Here is a 280-nt window from a genome sequence, read left to right as displayed (position 1 = left end):
TCACTTCTGAGTTCGGGATGGGATCAGGTGGGACCACAATGCTATTGTCACCAAGCAAATTTGGTATCTACTCCCCATCTTATGTGGGCAGTAAATGAATTCGGAAAGCTGGTTTGAGTTCACAAGTACATGGAGGTACTTGATGTCATAAATGCAGGTGCATTTTATGACCACTTCTTAAGTGTTTCTATTCGTCTAAGTGCTACTTAGCAAAACCCATCTGGGTTGTATGGTTAAGCCTCTCGAGTCATTAGTATCAGTTAGCTCAACGCCTCACAAC

At 42.9% G+C, this 280-nt stretch carries 1 rRNA gene; it reads right to left on the bottom strand.

The window, feature by feature from the left end:
* Positions 1-55, bottom strand: a 5S ribosomal RNA gene (rrf, locus tag M0413_RS23165); the annotation flags it as partial.
* Positions 56-280: the final 225 nt, after the last annotated feature.

The organism is Shewanella sp. 8A, assembly GCF_023475945.1.
Lineage (GTDB): Bacteria > Pseudomonadota > Gammaproteobacteria > Enterobacterales > Shewanellaceae > Shewanella > Shewanella xiamenensis.
The sequence above is the reverse complement of the archived record's forward strand: the minus strand, read 5'-3'. Positions and strand labels throughout refer to the sequence as shown.